This window comes from Dyella silvatica (genome assembly GCF_026283955.1).
Taxonomy (GTDB): domain Bacteria; phylum Pseudomonadota; class Gammaproteobacteria; order Xanthomonadales; family Rhodanobacteraceae; genus Dyella_C; species Dyella_C silvatica.
In genome coordinates, this window is the sequence record NZ_JAPDPE010000035.1 from 18,558 (window position 1) to 40,746 (window position 22,189).

The following is a 22,189-nucleotide window of genomic DNA, read 5'->3' on the forward strand; positions in this document are numbered from 1 at the left end:
ATGGAGTTCGAGCGCGCCTGATGCCGCCATCGCCGAAGTGCCGCAGCCGCTTTGGCGGCTCAGATCGCGCAGTCCAATGCCTTGCCTTCGCGCCAGGAACGCGTCGCCAGCTCGGCCAGTTCCAAGGCCTTGATGCCATCCTCGATCGTGGTACGCACTGGCGTGCCATGGGTCAAGGCATCGAAGAAGTGCTCGATTTCCAGCGCGTAGGCCGCGCGGTATCGTTCCAGAAAAAAGGCTTCGGGTTTATCGCTGCTGATCGCCTGCTCGCCCCATGCCACGACCTCGGTCGGGCGTACGTTACCCGCCTGCAACAAACCCTTGCTGCCGAGCACTTCAAAGCGCTGGTCGTAGCCATAAGCTGCGCGGCGCGAGGTGTTGATCTGGCATAACGCGCCGTCGCGGGTACGTAAGGTGACCGCGGTATGCGACACATCGCCGGCAGCGGCCACTTCGGGCAAGTTCGGGCAGCCGCCGGTAGCATGCAGGCTGACCGCCTCGCCACCGAGAATCCAGCGAAAAATGTCGAAGTCATGAATCAGCATGTCTTTGAACACACCGCCCGAATGCGCGATGTAGGAGGCAGGCGGCGGCGACGGATCGCGACTGGTGATCACCAGCATTTCCGCCTGACCGATCTCACCCGCCTCAAGGCGCTGCTTGAGCGCAGCGAAGGTCGGATCAAAACGCCGCTGGAAGCCGATCATGCAAGTGACGCCCGCTTGCTTTACCGCCGCCGCGCAGGCACGTGCGCGCTCGACATCGAGATCTACCGGTTTTTCGCAGAAGATCGCCTTGCCAGCTGCGGCGGCGCGCTGGATTAAGTCCGCATGCGTATCGGTGCTTGAGCCGATCACCACCGCGCCCACCGCCGGATCAGCCAGCGCCGCGTCCACCGAGGCGGTTTGTGCGCCATGTCTGGCCGCCAGCGCCGTGGCCGAGGGTGCATGCACATCGACCACGTAGCGCAGCCTGGCCCGCGGGTGCCGCGCCACATTGCCGGCGTGAATCGTACCAATGCGGCCAGCGCCGAACATCGCTACCTCGATGATGCCTGCCTGCCCTGCCACTGCTTGAAATTCAGTCATCGTATTCTCCGGGATGAATCGTTTCTTCAACTTTCAGTTCGAGTTTGTAGGCCAGCGCCACAAACAACGCCTGGCATAAACAGATCGTGCTGGTCAGCGCACGGAAGGCGAAGGCACTGCCCTCGCTGACCTTCAACATCACGCTGGCATCGCGGGCCAGCGGGCCCAGTGCGCTGTCGGTAATCGCCAGCACCTTGGCTTTGTGTTGATGAGCCACCCGCGCGCAATAAAGGGTTTCCTTGCCGTAGGGCGGAAAACTAATGGCAATCAGCGCATCGTTTTGACCGATGCTGCGAATCTGCTCACGAAACATGCCGCCCAGACCGCTAATCAAGTGCACGCGCTTTTGCGTGTGCTGCAACGCATAGGCGATGTAGCTGGCAATGCTGAAAGTGCGGCGCACGGCAATGACATAGATGTTTTCGGCCTTGACCAGTAACTCCACTGCCGCTTCGAATGACTTGGGATCGAACTCGCCGGCCAGTTCATCCAGGCCGATGCGGCTGGCGTCGATGAATTGCAGCGCCATATCCGCCGTGCTCATCGGCGCGGCGCCATCCTCGATGACTTTGCGAATACGCTGCCGATAGCTATGCGCTGGCGTGACCGCCTCGGTATAGGTGCTGCGAAACACCGCCTGCATTTCGCTGAAACCCGAGTAACCGAAGCGCTGGGCAAAGCGCACCACCGCCGATGGATGCACCGCGCAGCCGTCGGCTACCTCGTTGATGCGTTGGACCATGATGTTCGCGCGTTGCTGCTCAAGATAGGTCGCCACGCCCTGCAACTGGCGCGGCAAGGTATCGAACTCCTCGGCGATCCGGTGCAGCAACTCATCGACCGCACTTCGCTTGCTCATGATCTCTCCATACCTCGGGTGAATTCCCATATCGCCGGGCGGCTGCTTTCGATAGCGCCTCGCACGCCCTTTCCAGCACCTGTCGAATCGCCTGACACGCTGCCGGCCACGCCCCGGACACCTGCAAGAACCTGCAAATGCACCGCCTGGCGACGCCTTTATGCACCACATGGAATTTTTCTTCCAGTTTTTTTTATTGTGCAATGCAAGTTGCAAAATGACCGAAAGCGTTCCTATGCTCGACCTCAACCCATCAGCGCTGCGGTCCAGCAGGCTCGCGGCACGGCTCGAATAGCGGTTGGCGGCAATCAGCCAACCCATCCCGTGGAGGCTTGTATGCATGTTCGGAAACTATCCCTGTGGTTGGCGGCCTTGCTGACCGGCGCTGTCGTCCTGCCCGCCGCATGGGCAGCAGACGGCCCACGCGCCAACCAGCGTTATGTGCTGATCAGCCATGCACCCGATTCAGACTCATGGTGGAACACCATCAAGAATTCGATCAAACAGGCAGGCGAGGATTTCGGCGTACAGGTCGACTACCGTAATCCGCCCAACGGCGACCTCGCCGATATGGCGCGGCTGATCGAACAGGCCGCCGCGCGCAACTACAACGGCGTCGCTTTCGATATCGCCGACTACGACGTGCTGTCCAAGCCCGCCAAGCGGGTTACCGCCAAGGGCATTCCGGTGGTCACGCTCAATTCCGGCACGCTGGAAGAAAGTGGAAAACTCGGCGCGATCATGCATATAGGGCAACCCGAATACGACGCCGGCAAAGCCGCCGGCGAACGGGCCAAAGCCGCTGGCGTCAATTCGTTTCTCTGCGTCAATCACTACGCCACCAATGTCGCCTCGCTGCAGCGCTGCAAGGGCTTTGCCGATGCCATCGGCGTCGACTTCAAGAAATCGATGATCGACACCGGCGTCGACCCCACCGTGGTGTCGAGCAAGGTCAGCGCCTATCTGCGCAACAACCCCAAAACCCAGGCGGTACTGGCCTTGGGCCCGAACTCGGCCGAACCGACCATCCAGGCGCTGGAGAAAATGGGCCTGGCCGGAAAGATCTATTTCGGCAGCTTCGACCTGTCGCCATCCATCATCGACGCGATCAAGAAAGGTGAGATGAATTTCGCCATCGACCAGCAGCCGTATTTGCAAGGCTATATGTCGATTGCCGCACTGGTCATTGCCAATGATGACAAGACCAAAGACCCGGCCACGATCATCGCCAAGCTCAAGGCCAATCCGAAATTCCAGGCCCGTTTGAAGGAATACGGATTAGCGCCGGTCTACCAAAAAGACAGCGTCAGTTCGGGCCCCGCCTTTGTCACCAAAGACAATGTGGGCACCGTCGAGAAATACGCCGGCCAGTATCGCTGACCCCTTCAAGCCACAGCGGCCGGCGAGCAACACCGGCCAGCGATGCAGTCGAATATTCAAAGCGAAAGCGCGAGAGATTCCATGAGTGTGACCACCCCTGGCATGACCGTAATGAATGGCAAAATGGACAAATCCATCGCAAGCAGCGACGAACGTGTACGACGCATTTCGCCGTGGCGTGCTCTGCTTAACCGGCCGGAGTTCGGCTCGATGGCCGGCACCCTGCTGGTCTTCGTCTTGTTCGGCATCTTTGCCGGCGATTCCGGCATGTTCAATCTCGATGGCGTCATGAACTGGGCCCAGGTGGCCGCCTATCTCGGCATCATCGCGGTCGGCGCCTGTGTATTGATGATCGCCGGTGAATTCGATTTGTCGATCGGCTCGATGATCGGCTTCGCCGGCATGATGATGGCGGTGCCAGCGATGTTTCTTGGTTGGCCCATGTGGGCATCCATGCTGTTTGCCTTCGCCGGCTGCATGGCGCTGGGCTGGCTCAACGGCTACCTGGTCGTGCGGACCAAATTGCCGAGTTTTATCGTCACGCTGGCCTTTATGTTCATCCTGCGTGGATTGACCTTGGTGCTATCCACGTATTTCTCCAACAGCACTATCGTCAGCGGCGTGGGTGACAAAGTCACTGCCGACCCCATCGTGCGCGCCTTATTCCAGGGCACCACCGGCCACGGTGTATTCAGCTGGCTGGCCAACCTCGGCCTGATCGACAAATTGCCCAATGGCCAGCCCGTGGTGAATGGCTTGCCCAAGGTCATGCTGTGGTGGTTGCTGATGGCGATAGGCGCGGGCTTTGTATTGTCGCGCACCCGATTTGGCAACTGGATCTACATGGTGGGCGGTGACGACAACGCGGCCAAGAACGTCGGCATTCCGGTGCGCCGGGTAAAAATCAGCCTATTCATGTTTACCGCCTTTTGCGCTTGCCTGTTTGGCGTTCTGCAAGTGGCCGACGTAGGCTCGGCAGCAGCGGATCGCGGGCTGCAAAAAGAGTTCGAAGCCATTATCGCCGCGGTGATCGGCGGTGCCCTGCTCACCGGCGGCTACGGCTCGGTGCTCGGCGCCTGCTTCGGCGCCTTGATTTTCGGCGTCGTGCAAATCGGTATCTCGTATACCAATTTCGACTCCGACTGGTACCGGGTTTTCCTCGGCGGCATGCTGCTGCTGGCGGTGTTGTTCAACCATTACATCCGCTCACGCGCAACCACAGGCAAGTGAGGTTATCGACATGACTGTGAATTCCAACAACTCAAACCGTGCCGATGCAGCGAGCGACGACTACATCCTGCAACTCGAAGGCATCAGCAAATTTTTCGGCTCGGTGATTTCCCTGCAAGACGTCACGCTGCGCTTGCGTCGCGGCGAGGTGCATTGCCTGCTTGGCGACAATGGCGCCGGCAAATCCACCCTGATCAAGACCCTGGCCGGGGTGCATCAACCCAACCGCGGCCGTTACTTGATCGAAGGCAAAGAGGTGCATTTCAAGTCGCCGCGCGAAGCGCTCGATATGGGCATTGCCACGGTTTACCAGGATCTCGCCCTGGTGCCGTTGATGAGCGTCGCGCGCAATTTCTTCGCCGGCCGCGAACCCACGCGCAAATGGCTGGGCGTGTTCCCGGTGATGGACATGCAACATGCGGCGAAAGTTTCGGTTGAGAAGCTCGCTGAAATGGGCATCCACGTACGCTCGCCCCATCAACCTATCGGCACCATGTCCGGCGGTGAGCGCCAATGTCTGGCGATTGCCCGGGCCATTCATTTCGGCGCCAAAGTATTGATTCTCGACGAACCAACCGCGGCACTCGGCGTCAAGCAAAGCTGCAACGTGCTCAAGCTGATCCACACTGCACGCGCACGCGGTATTTCGGTGATTTTCATCACCCATAACGTGCATCACGCCTACCCCATCGGCGACAGCTTCACCTTGCTCAATCGTGGTCAATCGATGGGCACATTCGCCAAGAACGGCGTCAGCAAAGAAGAAGTACTCGACATGATGGCGGGCGGCACCGAAATCCAAGGCCTGGTCGACGAGTTGGAAGGCCGTGCCGCAGCGTAACGACACGCGTCCGCGAATTATCGCCGCATAGTCGTTTCACTGATTTTCGCGCACTGGCTGCACCCCTACATAAAACCCCACCTGCCCAAGCTTACCGCCATGAACAAACGCAAATACGAACTGATCTGCCTTGGCCGCCTTGCAGTGGACCTGTACGCCCAACAACCCGGCGCACGGCTCGAAGACGCCTCTAGCTTCGCCAAATATCTTGGCGGCTCCTCGGGCAATACCGCCTTTGGCGCCGCGCGGCTGGGCCTGCGCACCGCCATGCTAAGCCGGGTCGGCGACGATCACATGGGGCGTTTCCTGCTGCAAACTCTGAGCCGCGAAGGCTGTGATGTCAGCCAAGTGCAGCTCGACCGGCAGCGACTCACCGCGCTGGTCTTGCTGGGCATCAAGGACCGCGACAGCTTTCCGCTGATTTTTTATCGCGAGAACTGCGCTGACATGGCCATCGATGAAGCGGATATCGACGAGAACTTTATCGCCTCTAGCCACGCCCTGGCGATTACCGGCACCCACTTCTCCACCCCGGCCGTACACGCTGCCAGCAGCAAGGCGCTGAGCTACGCGCGCAAACATGCTGTACGTACCGTGCTGGATATCGACTACCGCCCCGTGCTGTGGGGCCTGACCGGCCGTGGCGATGGCGAAACCCGTTTCGTTGCCGACCACAGTGTCACCGCGCATCTGCAAAGCATCCTGCCCCAGTTTGACCTGGTGGTCGGCACCGAAGAAGAGTTCCATATCGCCGGCGGCAGTGAGCATCTGATCACTGCCTTGCAGGCCGTGCGCGCGGTAAGCAAGGCCACCCTGGTGGTCAAACGCGGCGCCCTCGGCTGCACAGTGATCGAAGCGGCCATTCCGGCACAGATCGATGATGCCCCCACCTTTCATGGCCGCCGGGTCGAGGTGCTTAACGTACTGGGTGCGGGCGATGCCTTCATGGCGGGTTTTCTCTACGGCTGGCTGCGCGATCAAGCTATCGAGCGCTGCTGCGCCTACGCCAACGCCTGCGGTGCCATCGTGGTATCGCGCCATGGCTGCGCGCCCGCCATGCCGAGCCGGGCCGAGCTGGATTACTTCCTCGCCCATGCCGAACGGCTGCAACGGCCCGACGAGGATGAAGAACTGACGCATCTGCATCGCGTCAGCATCGCCCGGCCGCATTGGGACGATCTGCATATTTTCGCCTTTGACCATCGCAGCCAGTTTTTTGAACTGGCGCGTGCATGCGGCGGCGACGAATCGCGCTTGCCGCGTTTAAAGCAACTGCTGGTCGAGGCCGTGGCGCAGACCGAGCGCGAGCTAGGCCTGAAAAACCGCGTCGGTGTATTGATCGATCAAAGCTACGGCGAAGACGCGCTTCACGCCGCGACAGGCCGCGGCTGGTGGATCGGTCGCCCAGTCGAGATGCCCGGCTCCAATCCGCTTGAATTCGAGCACGGTCGCTCAGTCGGCAGCCAGTTGCTGCACTGGCCCGCTGAACATGTGGTCAAGTGCCTGGTCCCGTTCGACCCGGATGGCACACCGGAGTCACGGCTGGAGCAGGAAACCCAGCTGCACACGCTTTACAACGCGGTAAAGCAGAGCGGCCACGAATTGCTGCTCGAAGTGATTCCACCCACAGCGCTGGGGCCCGACGCAAAAGCCAGCCAGGGTGAGCGCGTTCTGCGCGCCATGAAGCGTATCTACAACCTCGGCATCCGCCCGCAATGGTGGAAGCTGGCGCCACTGCCTGCGCAAGACTGGCACGCCATCGATGCACTGATCAGCGAGCGCGATCCTTACTGCCGCGGAGTCTTGCTGCTCGGCCTCAATGCACCGTTCGCTGAACTGGCTGAAGGTTTCTCCGCCGCCGCACACAGCGCCAGCTGCCGCGGTTTCGCCGTAGGCCGCAGCCTGTTCGTGGAACCGGCGCGCGCCTGGCTGCAAGGCGATATCGACGATGCCGCGCTGGTATCCCGCGCGGCCCAACAATTCACCGAGCTGGCCGCGCTGTGGCGGCAAACGCGCAGCCACGCCGCGTTAGCGCCGCCCTCACGCAAAGACCTGGGGGCCGCGGCATGAGCCAAACCCTGCGACTGACGATGGCGCAAGCCCTGGTCCGATATTTGGCGGCGCAGTACACGCTGAGTGTCGATAGCGGCGAACGAGTGCCGCTATTCGGTGGGGTGTTCGCCATCTTCGGTCACGGCAATGTGGCCGGCCTGGGCGAGGCGCTTTATCAACAACAGGGCAGTTTGCCGACTTATCGCGCGCACAACGAGCAAGCCATGGCCAACGCCGCCATCGCCTACGCCAAGGCTCATATGCGCCGGCGCATGATGGCGGTAACCACCTCGATCGGCCCCGGCGCCACCAATCTGCTCACCTCCGCCGCACTGGCGCATGTGAATCGCCTGCCGGTATTGCTGCTGCCCGGGGATGTTTTTGTCTCCCGTGCGCCCGATCCGGTTTTGCAGCAACTGGAGGATTTCAGTGACGGCACGCTTAGCGTCAATGATTGCTTTCGTCCGCTATCGCGCTATTTCGACCGCATCGTCAAACCCGAGCAGCTGCTTACCGCGCTGCCACGTGCGTTGCGGGTGCTGACCGACCCGGCCCAATGCGGCCCGGTCACCCTGGCCCTGCCGCAAGATGTGCAGACCGAAGCCTACGACTGGCCCGCGGCGTTTTTCGCCGAGCGTATTCACACTTTTCGCGCCACGCCTCCGGCCAACGATGAGATCGACGCCGCCGCCCGGGCGTTGCGTGCGGCGAAACGGCCAGTACTTATTGCCGGCGGTGGCGCGCTTTACGCCCACGCCAGCCAGACATTGCGCAACTTCGCAGAAAAGCACGGCGTGCCGGTTGCCGAAACCCAGGCGGGCAAAGGTAGCCTGGCCTGGAATCATCCCCTGCAGCTGGGACCGGCCGGCGTCTGTGGCTCCACCGCAGCCAACGCGCTGCTGGCCGAGGCCGATCTGGTACTGGCCGTCGGCACCCGGCTGCAAGATTTCACCACCGGTTCCAATGCACTTTATCGTCACGCACGCATTGTCACCCTCAACGTCAACAGTTACGACGCACTTAAGGGCGGCGGGCTGGAAATCCTCGCCGACGCACGGCTTGGCCTGCAAGCACTGGCAGCGGCGCTTGATGGTTGGCACAGCGACGACGACTGGCGTCAGCGTGCCGAGCATGCTGCTGAGGATTGGCGCAACGTAGTGAGCACGATTACCGGTCAGCGTGAACTGCCCGAAGCTACCCTGCCCTACGACGGTGAAATCATCGGCGCCGTGCAACGCTCACACCCTGACTCCAGCCGCGACGACATCGTCGTCTGCGCCGCCGGCACCCTACCCGCCGAACTGGAAAAACTGTGGCGCACGGCCACCCCCGGCGGCTATCACATGGAGTACGGCTACTCCTGCATGGGTTACGAGATCGCCGGTGGACTTGGCGTAAAGATGGCCAAACCCGAGCGCGAAGTCATTGTGATGCTCGGTGATGGCAGCTATCTGATGCTAAATGCCGAAATCGCCACCTCGGTGATGCTGGGGCACAAGCTGATCGTCATCGTGCTCGATAACCGTGGCTATGGCTGCATCAATCGCCTGCAACAGGCCTGTGGCGGCGCCCCTTTCAACAACATGCTGGACGATTGCCTGCAAGGCAGCGACGGCGCTCCGGCGATTGACTTCGCCGCACATGCACGCGCCATGGGTGCCGAGGCCGAGCATGTGCACGGCATCGCCGAACTGGAACAAGCCTTGTTACGCGCCCGTGCCGCCAAACGTACCTACCTGATCTCCATCGACACCGATCACCGCCGCACCACCGAAGCAGGCGGCTGTTGGTGGGAGGTCGCCGTGCCCGAGGTTTCGACGCAGGCATCGGTGCGCCAGGCGCGGCGCGAATACGAAAACGCCAAACAAGATCAGGCCAAGCAGCATCAGCTATCTCATTCGACGCCAGACCAAACGACATCCATGCAGGGCAAGACCGATGGCCAGTAATCCCTTTGAAGTAAAGATCGGCATCAACCCGATCAGCTGGAGCAACGACGATCTCCCCTCGCTGGGCGGTGAAACCCCGCTGTCCACAGCGCTGACCGAGGGCCGCGAGATCGGCTATCAAGGCTTTGAGTTAGGCAATAAATTTCCGCGCGATCCCGATGCGTTGCGCCAGCTGATGGCAAGCTACCAGCTCGAGGTGGTGTCCGGCTGGTACTCCGGCCGCCTCGCCAAGCGCAGCGTCGAAGAAGAAATCGCCGCCGTCGAGCCCCATCTGCGCCTGCTTGCCGCCAACGGCTGCAAGGTGATGGTCTACGGCGAAGTCGCCGACTCGATCCAGGGTGAGCGCGGTGTGCCACTGTACAAACGGCCACGCTTCAACGGCGACGATGCCTTTAAACACTACGGCGAGCGACTTACCGCATTCGGTCGGTATCTGCTGAAGCACGGCGTGCGGCTGGCTTATCACCACCACATGGGCGCCTATGTGGAATCCCCGCAGGATATCGATCGCGCGATGGCCTACACCGGCAATGAAGTCGGCCTGCTGTTCGACAGCGGCCACGCCTATTTTGGCGGCGGTGACCCGCTGGCGGTACTGCACAAGCACATCGATCGCGTCTGCCATGTGCACTGCAAAGACGTGCGTCCTGCCATCATCCGCCATGCACGCAATCGCCAGTGGAGTTTTCTCGACGCGGTCTTGAATGGGGTGTTTACCGTACCCGGCGACGGTGCCATCGATTTCGCCGCCATCGTCGGCTTGCTGCGTGAGAACGGTTACCAGGGCTGGCTAATCGTCGAGGCCGAGCAAGACCCCGCCGTAGCGCCCAGCTACGCCTATGCCAGCCTCGGCTATCGCACCCTGCGCGCGCTGGTCGACGGCACCGCCCGGCAGGAGGCCGCATGAAACTGCTGGTGAAAGCGCAACCGCAGGGGCGTGACATCGTCAAAGTCACACCGGAATCGGCGGGCTGGAAACACGTTGGCTTTGAAGGCTTTCGCCTGGCCGCTGGCGAGTCATTGCAAATCACGCTACCGGGCACGCGCGAGGGTTGCCTGGTGATACTCACCGGCAGCATCGAGTTACGCCTGGTCGAACCGGGCCAAGCCCCGCAACACTGGGCCAAGCTCGGCGGCCGCCACAGCGTCTTCGATGAATGCTCGCCGGATGCGCTGTATGCCCCACCCTCCTCGCACTTTGAAATTCGCGCACACGATGCCAGCGAACTCGCGCTTGCCACGGCGCCGGCGCAAGGCCGTTATCCGGCGCGGCTGATCCCAGGCATCAGCATGCTGCGTTCGGTGCGCGGGCAAGGCAGCAACACCCGCTACGTTTGCGACATCCTGCCGCAAACCGAAGATGCCGAATCGCTGTTGGTGGTCGAAGTCGTCACGCCTGCCGCGCAGTCCTCCAGCTACCCGCCGCACAAGCACGATACCGACAACCTTCCCGTGGAAAGCTCGCTGGAGGAAACCTACTACCACCGCATCGACCCGCCGCAAGGCTTCGCCTTCCAGCGCGTCTACACCGATGCGCGCGACCTCGACGAATCGATGGCCGTTGGCGATCACGACGTCGTGATGGTGCCGCGCGGCTATCACCCGGTAGTGATGCCGCACGGTTATCGCGGCTACTACCTCAACGTGATGGCTGGCCCCCATCGCCAATGGCATTTCAAGAACGATCCGGCGCACGACTGGCTGATGCCGCGCTGAATCACGCTTATCGACAGGAATCCGCTATGTCCGCACAACTTTCACCCACCACCGCCGCCGCTCCGATCAGTCATTACATCAACGGCCGCCTTCAGCTCGGCCATGGCGCCAGCGCGCCGTCCTACAACCCCGCCACCGGCACGGTGATTGGTGCCGTGGCACTGGCCTCGGCCGACGAGGTCGATCTTGCCGTGCAGGCCGCCGAGGCGGCTTTTTCTGCCTGGTCACAAACGCCACCGCTAAAGCGCGCGCGGGTGATGTTTCGCTTCAAGGAGTTGATCGAACGCGACCTGGACAAACTCGCCGCGACGATCACCCGCGAGCACGGTAAGGTGCTCTCCGATGCCAAGGGCGAGCTGGTTCGCGGGCTGGAAGTGGTTGAATACGCCTGCGGCATTCCCGAGTTGCTCAAAGGCGAATACACCGAACAGATCGCCAACGGTATCGACGCCTGGACCATGCGCCAGGCGCTCGGTGTCTGCGTAGGCATCACCCCGTTCAATTTCCCGGCGATGGTGCCCATGTGGATGTTTCCCATGGCGATCGCCTGCGGCAATACCTTTGTGCTGAAACCGTCCGAGCGCGACCCGAGCACCGCGTTGCTGCTGGCTCAGCTACTCAAAGAGGCTGGCCTGCCCGATGGCGTGTTCAATGTCGTGCAAGGTGATAGAACCGCGGTCGATGCCTTGCTCGACCATCCCAAGGTGCGCGCGGTCAGTTTTGTCGGCTCCACTCCCATTGCCGAATACATTTACGCGCGCGGCACCTCGCGCGGCAAGCGTGTACAGGCCTTGGGCGGCGCCAAGAACCACATGATCGTGATGCCCGATGCCGATCTCGATAAAACCGTCGATGCGCTGATCGGCGCCGGCTATGGTGCGGCCGGCGAGCGTTGTATGGCGATCTCGGTCGCCGTCGCGGTGGGCGAGAAAACCGCCGATGCCCTGGTCGCCAGGCTGACCCCGAAAGTGCAAGCGTTGCGCATCGGCGACGGCATGGATCCACAGATCGAGATGGGCCCGGTGGTCACCGCCCAACACCGCGACAAGATCACCGGCTATATCGACGATGGCGTGGCCGCTGGCGCGCAATTGGCGGTGGATGGCCGCGGTCACCGCGTCGCTGGCTGCGAACAAGGCTTCTTTCTCGGCGGCAGCCTGTTCGACCGTGTCACGCCGGACATGCGCATCTACAAAGAAGAAATCTTCGGCCCGGTGCTGTGCGTCGTACGCGTACCGGATTTCGCCAGCGCGCTCAAGCTTATCGACGAGCATGAATACGGCAATGGCACGGCGATTTTTACCCGCGATGGTCATGTGGCACGTGAATTCGCCCATCGCGTCCAAGTAGGCATGATCGGCATCAATGTGCCTATCCCCGTGCCCATGGCCTTCCATAGCTTCGGTGGCTGGAAGAAGAGCCTGATGGGCGATCACCACGCGCACGGTCCGGAAGCCGTGCGTTTCTACACCCGGCAAAAAGCCGTTACTCAACGCTGGTTGGCCAACGAGGCCGACGCCGGTGCGCAATTTGCCATGCCGACCCATTGAAGCAACCCACCACAACGAGAAATCAAGCCCCCAACGGAGCCACGCCATGGATCTGAGAGCGCATAAAAAGCCACTTGTGACCTGCAGCCTGCTCGCCCTTCTGGGCCTCACCGTAGCGCCGCAAAGCCATGCCACCGACAGCCCCTACTTGTTTGGCGACTGGAACGGCACGCGCACGCGCCTGGCCGAGCAAGGCATCAGCTTCGACTTTGGCTACGGCAGCGAAGTGGCGCATAACTTCACCGGCGGCACCAAGCAGATCACTCGCTACACCGATCAATGGAAACTGGGTTCCACCCTCGACCTGGAAAAACTATGGGGCTGGAGCGGTGGCACCTTCCAGGTGATGCTCACCAATCGCAACGGCCGCAATCTGGGCGCCGATGCGAATATCGGCAATAACCAGCTGATCCAGGAAGTGTATGGCCGCGGGCAAACCTGGCATCTGACCGTTTTTGCGCTGGATCAAAAATTCTTCGACGGCAAACTCGACTGGCGTATCGGCCGGCTGCCCGTGGGCGAGGATTTCGCCAGTTTCTCCTGCGACTTTCAGAACCTCACCTTCTGCGGCGCGGCGCCCGGCAATATCGTCGGCGACTACTGGGTGAACTGGCCGACCAGCCAGTGGGCTACCCGCATCAAGCTGCACACCACCGACCAGACCTATGTGCAGATCGGCGCGTATCAAATCAATCCGAACTACGTCAACGATCGCTGGGCACGGCGCAACGGCTGGAAGCCCGATTTCCCCGGCGGCACCAAGGGCGCCTTGATCCCGCTGGAGTTCGGCTGGACCCCGATCGCCAACGGCTTGCCCGGCAGCTACAAAGTGGGCGGCTGGTATAACAACGCCGGCGGCTCGGACCTCTACTACGACGTCAATCATGAGCCACTGGCGATCACCGGCGGCGAAGCACTCAAGCGCGACTCACGCTACGGCGGCTATCTCAACTTCCAGCAACAAGTCAGCGGCGTTGCCGGCGGCAAGGGCACCACCGTCTTCTTCAATGCCACCCAGGCCGATCGCGATACCTCCGCCACGGACCGGCAAATCGCCATGGGCATGGAATACAAAGGCCCGTTCGAGCGCAGCAACGATATGGTCGGCTTTGCCATCGGCGCCAGCCACGCCAATAGCCGTCTGGCTGAATATCAGCGCCTGTACAACCAGTTCCATCCAGCTACGCCGGGGCTGGTCAAGAACGGTTACGAATACGTCTCGGAGTTGTTCTACAACTGGTCGCCGATTCCTTCGATCAACCTGCGCCCGAATCTGCAATACATCCTGCACCCGGGTGGCACGCGGCAAAACAGCAATGCCTTCGTGTTCGGCTTGAAGACCAGCGTCGCGTTCTAGCTTGATGCCTATCGGTGGCCTCCTTCTCGCGGCGGACAGCGTAAGGAGGCCATCATGGCGACGCGCTATTCACCCTGATCCTTCAATCGGCGCAGCTCACGGCGAGCATGTTTATCCGGTCGATTGGACGGTCGGAAAAGACCTCCGCCAAGCAAGCGTCGCTGCTCTTGTAAGGCCGAACGTGCAGCCACGCTGGCCTCGCTTTCTCGATAAAGCGTCTGCGCCACGCTGGCCGGGCCACGCTGCTCCGCCAACAGCAACACCTCGACCTCCAGCCGCTCCTCGCCACGGGTAATTTTCAGCAGGTCGCCAAGGTGTAGTGCCTTGGCCGGCTTGCAGCCGCCGCCATTGACATCGACCTTGCCGCCCTCGATCGCCTGCTTGGCCAGGCTGCGGCTCTTGAAAAAACGCGCCGCCCATAACCAGACGTCCGCACGGACCTCACTGAGTTTATTGAACCCAGCGTCGTTAGACCCAGCATCCTTAGACATGTTGTCGTTGAACCCAAAGTGGCTTATCGGTGGCATTATCGCGCCACCTAGTCTCACGCAAGCAGACCATGGACTTTACCCTTACCCCATCCCTTGCCTGGATCATGCCTTTCGTGGCCGGGTTTCTGCTTGCTCGCTACATCTACCGCAAATCGAACGAGCCGCTGCCGCAGCCGTTGCGTACCGACATTACCGATGCCGAGATCGAAGCCGCCATACGCGCGAAACGAACGGTGGAGGCGATCCGGCTTTATCGCCAACGCAGCGGTTGCGATCTTAAAGAGGCCAAATCGGCCGTCGAAGCGATGACTCGTCATATCCACCCTCACGGCATGCCCTACAGCGTGGTGCCACCGCCCTCGCCCACGCCTATCAGCGATGCCCATATCGAAGCGGAGATACGCGCCAGGCGCCTGATCGAGGCGATCAAGCTTTATCGGCAACGCAGTGGCTGCAACCTTAAAGAGGCCAAGCTCGCAGTCGAAGCAATGGACCGCCGCATTCATCCGCACGGCTGAGCTAAGCTCTTAGCCACAGATTGCCCAGCGGCACCGTCAGCAACGACAGCACAATGCCCACACCCAGCACGGTATTGGCCAGCTCCGGCTCAAGCCCGTACTCGTCGGCAAGAATCGCCGCCGAAATCATCGGTGCCATCGCCGCCTGCAATACCCCCACCGTCAGGGTCAGGCCGCCCACCCCGGCCGCACGGCCGATCAGCCAGCACAGCAACGGCGCCAGCAGCAGTTTCCAGCCCAGCCCCAGGCTGGCCGCAGCGGCCATCCGCTGATCGGCATGCAGCTTGAATTGCAGCCCCACCGAAAACAGCGCCAACGGCGTCAAGCTGGCGCCGATCGGCGCGAATACGCTGTCGAGCAAGGGTGACCAGCCGCCCAACGCAGCGGCGGCCATGCCGATGAGCAAGGCGATAAAGGCCGGAAAACTCAGACTGCGCCGCACGATTTGCGCCGGCTGCGCTTGGCGCCCGGCATATAGCGAAGCCACCACGATGCCTGCCGATGCCAGCAGCGGAAAACAGCCCAGTTGATCGGCAACCACCGCCAGCCCCAAACCTTCTTTGCCGTGCATGGCCTCCATCAGCGGGTAACCCATGAACGAGGTATTGCCCAGGCCACAGACCAGGATCAATCCACCGATACGTTCACGCGACCAGCCCAGCCACGGCCCCAGCAAACCGAACAGCAGCCATGCGCCGGCGAAGACGACGCCCATCGCGGCCACCGGAAACCACAGCTGCCCATCGAACTTCACCCGTGGAATCAACTCCAGCACCAAGGCGGGCAGCGCGATGTAGATCACCCACCAGTTGATCCCCGCCACAATGCCGGCAGGCGGGTTGGCAAAGCGCCGCACCAGCGCGCCCAGGCTGAGGCAGACGAACAGCATCAACAAAGCACTCATGGGAAAACATCACTGCATTGGCTGCACGCATCGTCGCATAGCCATCGTGATGGTCGACAATAGCGGCCTGTTCCGCTGCCCTGCCTTTCACTCGCAATGACGCACTCCCACCACCGCGTGCATGGCCTGGCTGCCGACCAGGTCGTGCCGGACTGGCCGCCGCTGCTCGACAACGAGGTAGGTCGACTGCTGGCAGGCTACCCGGCCCTGGGTGCCGTGGAGGGCATCGTCTGGCATAGCCCGCGACCGCTGTCCGCTGCCGGCCTGGTGCAAACCGCCAGCGGCGACGTCTTCGTCAAGCGGCATCACCAGCGCATACGCACGCCATCAAGCCTGGGCGAAGAACATCGTTTTATCGAACATCTTCATCGCGCCGGCGCAGCGGTGCCACGCGTACTCGGCAATGCCGCGGGAGAGACAGCCATCGCCCTGGGCGAATGGACTTACGAAGTACACGAGCAAGCGGTCGGTGTGGATCTCTACCGCGACAGCGAATCATGGTCGCCGCTACACAACCTGACCCATGCGCGCGCAGCCGGTGCGGCGCTGGGCCTACTGCACCGCGCCGCCGCAGGTTATGCCGCGGGCCAACGCAGTACTCATCTACTGGTCGCACGCAATGAACTGATCGCCGCCAGTGATCCGGTCGCGGCTCTGACGGGCCAACTCCCTCAGCGCCCCGGCCTGGCTGACTACCTACGTAGCCGCGATTGGCAGCGTGAGCTGCGCGCGGTGTTTGAGCATCGGCCTGCCTCACTGGTCGCTCGGCTACGGCGTGAAACCACGCTATGGACCCACAACGACTGGCATGTTTCCAATCTCTATTGGGATACCCATGGAGCACAGGCCACGGTCAGTGCGGTGCTGGACCTGGGCCTGGCCTCGCCGACCTGGGCGGTGTTCGACCTGGCCACCGCGATCGAGCGCAACGCCATTGCATGGCTGACCCTAGAGCAAGGTCAGGCCCTGGCTTATCCGCAAACCGCGCTGGCGCTGCTGTCCGGATATCGGGAAACCGCCCCGCTCAGTGCGGCACAAGTGCACCTCATAGCCGATCTGCTACCCGTGGTGCATGTGGATTTTGCGCTGTCCGAAGTGGAGTATTTCCACGCCATCACCGGTTCGCCTGCCAATACGGCGGTGGCTTACGACATCTTTCTGTGTGGCCATACCCATTGGTTCAGCGGCCCCCAGGGCCACGCCCTGCTGGAAGCCCTGCACGACAGTGCCTGACGCTTGACTCCCCTGTCTCTGCCTGTGCGATGGCCACGGAAGGGCCTGAAGTCAGCTGAAATGACCTAAGTTTGGGCAGCCGAACCGCATCCGTGCTTCAATACGCCCTCTAGAAGCGGGGGTGCCAGGCGTTTGCCAGGCTGAGAGAGTCCCTTGGAACCTGATCCGGTTAGCACCGGCGTAGGGAGCTTTAGCAGTTGCGCGGAGCCTCACTCCACGCAATTCGCCGTCGCTTCGTTCTCTTTGCACAACGATGACGATGACCCGGCAAGCTCACTCCCCTTTTGTTCTCACGGCCCTGCTTTGCGCAGTCGCTGCCACGCACGCGCAAGACGCCAGCAACACCACGACTGCGAATACCCCTCCGGCCGCCTCGGTTGCACTGGCCCCGGTCATGGTGAAAGCGCGCAGCGGTGACGGTTATGTCGTCAGCCAAAGCCAAGTCAATAATTTTGGCCAAGCCTCGCTGCAAGACACTCCGGCCAGCATCAACGTGCTCAGCCGCGACCTGCTCGACGACCGCCAGCCACGCGGCCTGAGTGAACTGGCACGCAGCGATGCCTCGCTGGGCGATAGCTATGCGCCGGTCGGCTACTACCAGAACATAGCGATTCGCGGTTTTCCGCTGGATCTGGCTACCGGCTATCGCTTCAACGATCTCAGCATCACCGGCGAACAGCGGATTGCCTTTGAAAACATCCAGCAAGTCGACATTCTCAAGGGTGCCGCCGGCATCGATGCCGGCGTGCTCGCCCCCGGCGGTGTCATCAACTATGTCGGCAAGCGTGCGGCTAACGTACAGACGACAACCCTAGGCACCGATTCGCATGGTTCCCGCTATGGCGCACTGGATCTTGGCCGCTGGCTCAGCCCCACCTTCGGCCTGCGCTTCAACACCGCGTACGAAGACACCCATGCCTACGTACAGCACGCCAACGGTCGGCGTAATTTCTATGCCATCGCGGCGGATTGGTTGATCTCGCCCAAGGCTACCCTGCAACTGGACGCCGACTACCAAGCCAGCGCACAGCGTTCGGTCTCTGGCTATCAGTTGCTTGGCGGTAGCGTTTTGCCGACGCATCCAAGCCGTTCGCTGATGCTCGGCTATCAGCCGTGGCAGCAACCGGTGAGCATTCACGCAAGCAATATCACTGCGCGCTTCCATTACCAGTTCAACGACGATTGGCAGGCTCGTGTCGATGCCGGTCATAGCCGCAGCGTGATCGACGATAACGTCGCCTTCGCCTACGGCTGCTTTTACGCACCGGCCTGCGCCAGTGGCTCCACGCCTGGTTATTTCTTTGCGCCGGATGGCAGCTATGACGTCTACGACTTCCGCAGCCCAGACGACACCCGCCAGAACGATGAGCTGCGCGCGCAGTTGCAAGGCCATCTCGACACCGGGACCATCAGCCACGACCTCACCGTCGGCGCAGATGTCTTACGCCGCAGCATCAATCAGCGACCATATGTCTACGATTACGTCGGCACGGCACCAAGCGACCAGGGCGAACCACCGTATTTCGCGCCATCACCGAACCAGCCAGGCCCCTCGCAGCAGCGCCAGAGCACCTGGCAGCGGGCGTTGTTCGCGATGGATCGCGTTCGCCTAAGCCCGCACTGGCAAGTGCTGGCCGGTGGCCGTTTTGTGCAACTGGACGAGCGTGACTACGACGCCAGCGGCGCACCGCAGCGGCATATCCGACTCAATCACTGGCTGCCGCAAACCGCCTTGCTATGGCAACCCACCAGCCAGCTCACCGGTTATCTCAGCTATGCGCAGGGTCTGGCGCTGGGAACCCAGGCGCCGTACTGGACGGCTAATGGCGGAAGTTTTCTGCCGCCGCTGCTATCACGGCAATGGGAAACCGGCCTGAAATACGCCGTCAACGATGCCTTGCAACTCGATGCCGCCGTTTTTCGCATCGCCCTGCCCTATCAATACGCGCAACCGGACAACACCAGCCAGGGCTTCACTTTTGTGCAGCGCGGCCAGCAGGTGAATAGCGGCATCGAACTGCAAGCGAACGGCCGCGTCAGCGACTCGCTGCATGTCATCGCCAGCATCAGCATGATCAATGCGCGGGCGCAAAACACCGGCACGCCCAGCTACGAAGGCCACCAGGTGGTCAATGTGCCGAAGCTGCGCAGCAGCGTTTATGCCGATTACCGCTTGCCCTTTGCGACGTCGTGGAGCCTGCTCGGCGGCTGGCGCTACGCGGCGCCCAACGCTGCCACGCCGAGTGGGCGCACGCGGGTACCGGCCTACAACCTATTCGATGCCGGCCTGCGCTATCGCACCCGCTTGAACGGACATGAACTGAGCTTGCGCCTTAGCATCGACAACGTATTCAACCGTTTCTATTGGCGCGATACCGGCAGTTCGGGTGGCGACAGCTATTTGTTTCCAGGCGCACCGCGACTGGCGCGCGTGTCGATGAGCTATGAGCTGTAACTCATGAGCAAGCTGGAACTACTCGCCGCGCTGCTCAGTGCCTGGGGCGTATGGCTTACCGCCCGCCGCAATCCATGGTGCTGGCCGGTAGGGCTGATCGCCGTCGCGCTTTACGGCGGCATCTTCATGGACGCCAAGCTGTACTCCGATGCCTTGCTGCAAGGACTTTTCGCGGTATTCCTGGTCTACGGCTGGCATCGTTGGCGACAGCATCTTGGCGACGATGGACGGGTTCGGGTTACCGCGTTGTCGCCGCGACGCGCATGCGTCGAGCTAGCCGTCGGCGCGCTCGGCGCGCTGGCGCTGGGCGCCGTCATGCATGTCTATACCGATGCCGCATTGCCCTGGCTCGACGCCGCACTGACCGCCTTCAGCCTGGTCGCACAGTGGTGGCAGGCACGCCGTCATATCGCCAGTTGGTGGCTGTGGATCGCGGTGGATCTGATCTATGTCGGCGTCTACGTGTACAAATCACTGACGATTACCGCCGTGCTTTACACCGGCTTCATCGCGCTGGCTGCATGGGGCTGGCGCAGTTGGCGGCAAGCAGCGGCCTTGCAACAGGCCGCTGCGCGCGGCAGATAATCGCTGGCCGAAACAGCGCAGGCTTTCTCCGTCAAGGAGTAGGCAAGGCTCACCCCAGCGATCATCGCTAGCTTGAGCGAAGCGTACTTCGCTCAAGCTAGCGCGCAAGATCAACCCAGCAACACCCGGTTCATCCGCTGCACAAAGGCCGACGGATCAGGCAAGGGTGCACCGGCCGCGATCTCCGCCTGCTCCAGCAACAGCGTCGCCAGATCTTTGGCCTTGTCGGCGTCGCCTTCGCCCTCGACCCGCTTGAGCAAGGCATGCTGCGGATTGATCTCCAGCGTCGGCTTGCTCTCGGGCATATCGTGGCCGGCCTCGCGCAGCAAACGGGCCAGATGTGGCGCCATTTCGTAATCGCTCAGCGCCAGGCATGAAGGCGAATCGGTGAGCCGTGGCGAAACGCGCACGTCGGAGACGCGATCGCCGAGCAGGTCCTTGAGCTTTTTCAACAACGGCTCAGCAGCCTTGCTGGCCTCTTCCTGCTGCTTTTTGTCAGCCTCATCCAACGGCAGTTCGCCCTTGGCGACATTCTTCAATTTCTTGCCGCTGTATTCGTTGAGGCTGCCCAGCATCCATTCGTCGATGCGATCGGACATCAGCAGCACTTCGACACCCTTGGCCTTGAATGCCTCCAGCTGCGGGCTACCGATGGCGGCGGCGTGGCTGTCGGCGGTGATGTACCAGATCGTGTCCTGGCCGACCGGCATGCGGCCGATGTAATCGTCCAGCGCTACCGTCTGCGCACTGCCCTCGCCCTTGGTCGAAGCAAACCGCAGCAGCTTGGCGATGCGCTCGCGATTGGCGTGATCTTCGGCAATACCTTCTTTCAGCGTGTTGCCAAAGGCCTTGTAGAAGGTGGCGAATTTCTCCGGCTCGTCCTTCGCCAGCTTCTCGATCAGATCGAGCACGCGTTTGACGCAAGCGGCCTTGATCCGATCGAGCTGGCGGTTCTGCTGCAGAATTTCGCGGCTGACATTGAGCGGAAGATCGTCGGCGTCGACCACCCCGCGAACAAAACGCAGATAGTTCGGCAGCAACTCTTCGGCGGCGTCCATGATAAAGACGCGCTTGATATAGAGCTTGAGGCCTTTGCGCTCGTCGCGCCCACCCATCATCAAATCGAACGGCGGCTGGGCCGGCAGATACAACAGCGTGGTAAAGCTCTGGCTGCCTTCGACCCGATTGTGGGTCCAGGCCAGCGCATCGTTGAAGTCGTGACCCAGCGCTTTATAAAAGCTCTGGTAATCCTCGTCGCTGATGTCGCTCTTGGGCTTGGTCCACAGTGCCGACGCGGCGTTGCTGGTCTCCCATTCGTCGCCCGGCTTGCCTTCGACTTCTTTCGGCATGCGGATCGGAAAAGCGACGTGGTCGGAGTAGCGCGTAATCAGCGATTTCAGCGTCCACGGCTTGAGGAACTCATCCTCGTCGGCTTTCAAATGCAGGATCACCGAAGTACCGCGCTCGGCCAGCTCTACTTGCTCCAGGCTGTACTCGCCCTTGCCGTCGCTTTCCCACTTCACGCCTTCAGCCGCGGGCTGGTCGGCGCGGCGGCTGAGCACGGTAACCCGGTCGGCGACCACAAAGGCCGAATAAAAACCCACGCCGAACTGGCCGATCAAGCGGGCATCGGTTTTCTGCTCGCTCGACATCGCTTCGAGGAAGCGCTTGGTGCCAGAGCTGGCAATGGTGCCGATATTGGCCACGATCTCGTCGCGACTCATGCCGACGCCGTTATCGCGAACGGTGATCGTGCGTGCCTCCGGATCCCAGCTGACGTCGATATGCAGCTCGGCGTCGCCGCTGAGCAACTCCGGCTTGGCGATCGACTCGAAGCGCAGCTTGTCGCAGGCATCGGAGGCGTTGGAGATCAGCTCGCGCAGGAAAATCTCCTTGTGCGAGTACAGCGAGTGCGTGACCAGGTGCAGTACCTGGGCGACTTCGGCTTCGAATTTGCGGGTTTCAGTGGTTGCAGTCATGC

18 protein-coding genes and 1 riboswitch are annotated in these 22,189 nt (G+C 61.6%); of the genes, 13 read left to right on the forward strand and 5 right to left on the reverse strand.

Annotation, left to right across the window (positions count from 1 at the left end; translation table 11 throughout):
- Window positions 1-59 precede the first annotated feature (59 nt).
- On the reverse strand, window positions 60-1,088 hold the full coding sequence (iolG, locus tag OUZ52_RS09095; RefSeq protein ID WP_266158069.1) for an inositol 2-dehydrogenase: 1,029 nt from the start codon (window positions 1,086-1,088) through the stop codon (window positions 60-62).
- Window positions 1,081-1,947 carry a MurR/RpiR family transcriptional regulator gene (locus tag OUZ52_RS09100; RefSeq protein WP_266158070.1) on the reverse strand — a complete coding sequence of 289 codons (867 nt, stop codon included), beginning with the start codon at window positions 1,945-1,947 and terminating at the stop codon, window positions 1,081-1,083. The genes iolG and OUZ52_RS09100 overlap by 8 nt, the downstream gene beginning before the upstream one ends.
- A 336-nt stretch (window positions 1,948-2,283) precedes the next feature.
- On the opposite strand from OUZ52_RS09100, the gene OUZ52_RS09105 reads away from it, so the two are divergent.
- The 9 genes from OUZ52_RS09105 (at window position 2,284) to OUZ52_RS09145 (ending at window position 14,022) form a co-directional block, all read left to right on the forward strand.
- On the forward strand, window positions 2,284-3,327 hold the full coding sequence (locus OUZ52_RS09105; protein ID WP_266158071.1) for a sugar ABC transporter substrate-binding protein: 1,044 nt from the start codon (window positions 2,284-2,286) through the stop codon (window positions 3,325-3,327).
- An 81-nt stretch (window positions 3,328-3,408) separates the two neighbouring features.
- Window positions 3,409-4,557, forward strand: a complete 1,149-nt coding sequence (locus OUZ52_RS09110; protein WP_266158072.1) for an ABC transporter permease — start codon at window positions 3,409-3,411, stop codon at window positions 4,555-4,557.
- A 10-nt stretch (window positions 4,558-4,567) separates the two neighbouring features.
- Window positions 4,568-5,398: an ATP-binding cassette domain-containing protein gene (locus OUZ52_RS09115; protein WP_266158073.1), complete on the forward strand. Its 831-nt coding sequence runs from the start codon at window positions 4,568-4,570 to the stop codon at window positions 5,396-5,398.
- A 99-nt stretch (window positions 5,399-5,497) separates the two neighbouring features.
- Complete coding sequence (locus OUZ52_RS09120) at window positions 5,498-7,468, forward strand: bifunctional 5-dehydro-2-deoxygluconokinase/5-dehydro-2-deoxyphosphogluconate aldolase (RefSeq protein ID WP_266158074.1); 1,971 nt, start codon at window positions 5,498-5,500, stop codon at window positions 7,466-7,468.
- Complete coding sequence (iolD, locus tag OUZ52_RS09125) at window positions 7,465-9,399, forward strand: 3D-(3,5/4)-trihydroxycyclohexane-1,2-dione acylhydrolase (decyclizing) (RefSeq protein WP_266158075.1); 1,935 nt, start codon at window positions 7,465-7,467, stop codon at window positions 9,397-9,399. Before OUZ52_RS09120 ends, iolD begins: the two co-directional genes overlap by 4 nt.
- On the forward strand, window positions 9,389-10,306 hold the full coding sequence (gene iolE / locus OUZ52_RS09130; RefSeq protein ID WP_266158076.1) for a myo-inosose-2 dehydratase: 918 nt from the start codon (window positions 9,389-9,391) through the stop codon (window positions 10,304-10,306). Before iolD ends, iolE begins: the two co-directional genes overlap by 11 nt.
- Window positions 10,303-11,115: a 5-deoxy-glucuronate isomerase gene (gene iolB / locus OUZ52_RS09135; RefSeq protein ID WP_266158077.1), complete on the forward strand. Its 813-nt coding sequence runs from the start codon at window positions 10,303-10,305 to the stop codon at window positions 11,113-11,115. Before iolE ends, iolB begins: the two co-directional genes overlap by 4 nt.
- Window positions 11,116-11,141: 26 nt before the next feature.
- Window positions 11,142-12,665 carry a CoA-acylating methylmalonate-semialdehyde dehydrogenase gene (locus OUZ52_RS09140; protein ID WP_266158078.1) on the forward strand — a complete coding sequence of 508 codons (1,524 nt, stop codon included), beginning with the start codon at window positions 11,142-11,144 and terminating at the stop codon, window positions 12,663-12,665.
- 46 nt (window positions 12,666-12,711) lie between these two features.
- The gene (locus OUZ52_RS09145) at window positions 12,712-14,022 is read left to right on the forward strand and encodes a carbohydrate porin (RefSeq protein WP_266158079.1); all 1,311 of its coding nucleotides are present in this window, start codon (window positions 12,712-12,714) and stop codon (window positions 14,020-14,022) included.
- 65 nt (window positions 14,023-14,087) lie between these two features.
- On the opposite strand, the gene OUZ52_RS09150 is transcribed toward OUZ52_RS09145, so the two are convergent.
- Window positions 14,088-14,513 (reverse strand): RNA-binding S4 domain-containing protein, encoded by a 426-nt coding sequence (locus OUZ52_RS09150; RefSeq protein ID WP_266158080.1) that lies wholly within the window; start codon window positions 14,511-14,513, stop codon window positions 14,088-14,090.
- A gap of 68 nt (window positions 14,514-14,581) precedes the next feature.
- Here OUZ52_RS09150 and OUZ52_RS09155 point away from each other — a divergent pair, with 68 nt between their 5' ends.
- Complete coding sequence (locus OUZ52_RS09155; protein WP_266158081.1) at window positions 14,582-15,031, forward strand: hypothetical protein; 450 nt, start codon at window positions 14,582-14,584, stop codon at window positions 15,029-15,031.
- Window position 15,032: 1 nt separating this feature from the next.
- On the opposite strand, the gene OUZ52_RS09160 is transcribed toward OUZ52_RS09155, so the two are convergent.
- Entirely contained in the window at window positions 15,033-15,935 is a 903-nt protein-coding gene (locus OUZ52_RS09160) for an AEC family transporter (protein WP_266158082.1), read from the reverse strand.
- Between the two features lie 96 nt (window positions 15,936-16,031).
- Between OUZ52_RS09160 and OUZ52_RS09165 the strand changes: the two genes are divergently transcribed.
- The 3 genes from OUZ52_RS09165 (at window position 16,032) to pnuC (ending at window position 20,208) form a co-directional block, all read left to right on the forward strand.
- Entirely contained in the window at window positions 16,032-17,168 is a 1,137-nt protein-coding gene (locus tag OUZ52_RS09165; RefSeq protein WP_266158083.1) for a phosphotransferase enzyme family protein, read from the forward strand.
- Between the two features lie 107 nt (window positions 17,169-17,275).
- Window positions 17,276-17,372, forward strand: a riboswitch (TPP riboswitch).
- 55 nt (window positions 17,373-17,427) lie between these two features.
- Complete coding sequence (locus OUZ52_RS09170) at window positions 17,428-19,623, forward strand: TonB-dependent siderophore receptor (protein ID WP_425493824.1); 2,196 nt, start codon at window positions 17,428-17,430, stop codon at window positions 19,621-19,623.
- A 3-nt stretch (window positions 19,624-19,626) separates the two neighbouring features.
- The gene (gene pnuC, locus OUZ52_RS09175; protein ID WP_266158084.1) at window positions 19,627-20,208 is read left to right on the forward strand and encodes a nicotinamide riboside transporter PnuC; all 582 of its coding nucleotides are present in this window, start codon (window positions 19,627-19,629) and stop codon (window positions 20,206-20,208) included.
- Window positions 20,209-20,318: 110 nt separating this feature from the next.
- Here pnuC and htpG read toward each other — a convergent pair whose 3' ends face one another.
- The gene (gene htpG, locus OUZ52_RS09180; protein ID WP_266158085.1) at window positions 20,319-22,187 is read right to left on the reverse strand and encodes a molecular chaperone HtpG; all 1,869 of its coding nucleotides are present in this window, start codon (window positions 22,185-22,187) and stop codon (window positions 20,319-20,321) included.
- Window positions 22,188-22,189 lie beyond the last annotated feature (2 nt).